The sequence below is a fragment of the Streptomyces sp. ActVer genome (assembly GCF_027270795.1).
Lineage (GTDB): Bacteria > Actinomycetota > Actinomycetes > Streptomycetales > Streptomycetaceae > Streptomyces > Streptomyces umbrinus_A.
This window is the reverse complement of sequence record NZ_JAPWHT010000811.1, coordinates 1-2,092: the sequence shown is the minus strand read 5'-3', so window position 1 is coordinate 2,092 and position 2,092 is coordinate 1. Positions and strand designations below refer to the sequence as shown.

At 69.6% G+C, this 2,092-nt stretch carries 2 protein-coding genes; one reads left to right on the top strand and one right to left on the bottom strand.

The features are described 5' to 3' along the window. Nucleotides 1–116: 116 nt before the first annotated feature. The gene (locus tag O3Q52_RS52330) at nt 117–941 is read right to left on the bottom strand and encodes a maleylpyruvate isomerase family mycothiol-dependent enzyme (protein ID WP_269655432.1); all 825 of its coding nucleotides are present in this window, start codon (nt 939–941) and stop codon (nt 117–119) included. Between the two features lie 154 nt (nt 942–1,095). Between O3Q52_RS52330 and O3Q52_RS52325 the strand changes: the two genes are divergently transcribed. After that, complete coding sequence (locus tag O3Q52_RS52325) at nt 1,096–1,890, top strand: carbon-nitrogen family hydrolase (protein ID WP_269655431.1); 795 nt, start codon at nt 1,096–1,098, stop codon at nt 1,888–1,890. Nucleotides 1,891–2,092 lie beyond the last annotated feature (202 nt).

Here is a 2,092-nt window from a genome sequence, read left to right as displayed (position 1 = left end):
GCGGGGGGGGGGGGGGGCGGGGGGGGGGTGTTCTCGCCCCCGCCGCCCCTTCCCGTCCCGAACCTGGGGCTCCGCCCCAGACCCCGCTCCTCAAACGCCGGAGGGGCTGGGTTTGATCAGGGTGTTACCGCGAAGTTCCTCAGGATTGCTGCCGTCAGTTCCGGGTCGCCCTCTGTCTTCAGGCGGTCTGCCACCGCCTCCGGGGTCACTCGGCCGCAGGCCAGGCGGAAGTAGGTTTCCCAGTCGAGGGTGAGGGTGGCGGCGGGGCCGAGGGAGGGGGCACCGTCTATTGAACCGACGCCCTCGGCGTCGACGCGGACCGTGCGCAGGAATTCGAGGGGGCCGTGGACGTCGAAGACGACCGCCGAGTTCGGCGGGGCGCCGGCGTCCTTGGCGACGACCTTCGGGAGCCTGCTGAGCAGCACGTCGCGGGCGACGTACGCGCCGGGGGAGTCGAGGTTGCCCGGCCGGCCGAGGGCGGTGCGCAGGTCCTGCTCGTGGGCCCAGAGGTCGAACGACCGGTTGCGCATGGACTCTTCGAGCGTGACCTCGGTGCCGAGCGGGCCGCGGACGAGGGCGTCCGGCTGCCGTGACTCGTTCCGCAGCTGGCGGTTGCGGCGGATGATCGTGTACTCCAGCTCGGAGGTCATCTCCGGGGCGGTGTGGTGACGGCGTACGTCGACCTGCATCTCCATGTACCGCTGGTGTTCGTTCGTCACGTGGTACAGGTCGCGGGGGAGCGTGTGGATCGGCCGGGGGTCGCCCAGCATCTCGCAGTCGAGGCCGATGACATGCGAGACGAGGTCGCGCACCGACCAGCCTGGGCAGGGAGTCCGCCGGTTCCATTCCCCCTCCACCAGCGGCGACACCAGTTCGGATATCGCGTCGATGGAGTGGGTCCAGGCGTCGGCGTAGGACTGAAGGCTGGGATGCAGACTCACGGAACGGGACCCCTCGGGCGGTTGGACGCGGGCAGTGCACAGTCAGCGGGTGTCTTGGGACGCTAAGTTACGCTGCTGTGAGGCACCCCGGCAGTGCTTTCGTGTGACGATCGTAGGCCCGTATCAAAGGCTCGAATGCCAGGACGGTGGTAGTGTGCGCGCCTCCCTGCTCCAGATCGCTGTGGACGAGGGCGAATCGATCGACTCCCGCAGGGAGCGTGTCGCCTCGCTGGTACGGGAACAGGCGGGTGCCGACCTGGTCGTGCTGCCCGAACTGTGGACGACGGGGGCCTTCGCCTTCGAGTCGTTCAGCGCCGAGGCGGAGCCGCTCGAAGGGCCCACGTACGAGGTGATGGCCAAGGCGGCGAGCGACGCGGGTGTGTGGTTGCACGCGGGTTCGATTCCCGAGCGGGATCCTGAGGGGCCGCTCTACAACACCTCCCTCGTCTTCTCCCCCGCCGGTGAACTGGCCGCCGCCTATCGGAAGATCCATCGGTTCGGCTTCGACAAGGGTGAGGCCGTGTTGATGGGCAGGGGTGAGGAACTGGTGACGGTTCGGCTGCCGGACACGACCGTCGGTCTCGCGACCTGTTACGACCTCCGCTTCCCCGAGCTGTTCCGCGGTCTCGTCGACGTGGGCGCCGAGACCCTGGTGATTCCGGCGGGCTGGCCGGAGCGTCGCAGGGCGCACTGGACGCTGCTGGCCCGGGCGCGGGCGGTCGAGAACCAGGCGTTCGTGCTTGCTTGTGGAACGGCCGGTACGCACGCGGGGGTTCCGCAGGCCGGTCACTCGATCGTGGTTGATCCCTGGGGTGAGGTGCTTACGGAGGCGGGTGCGGGTGAGGAGGTGCTCTCCGTGGAGTTCGATCCCGCGAAGGTCGGTGCGACTCGGGGGCAGTTTCCTGTGCTGAGGGACCGGGTGCTGGGGGTTGAGCGTCCTCGCGGGTGAGTTGCCTGGCGGGGTTGGCGGCGGGTCCTTTTTTCGCCCCGCCGCCCCTACCCTCCCCCACTCTCGGCTTCGCTCGAGCGGGGGGACCCCCATCGTCACTACTCGGGGGCCAGCCCCCGAACCCCCGCTGCGCAGTTCCCCGCGCCCCTGCAGGGGCGCGGGGAACTGCGCGATCAGCGCCAACGGACCCGCACCCGACAAC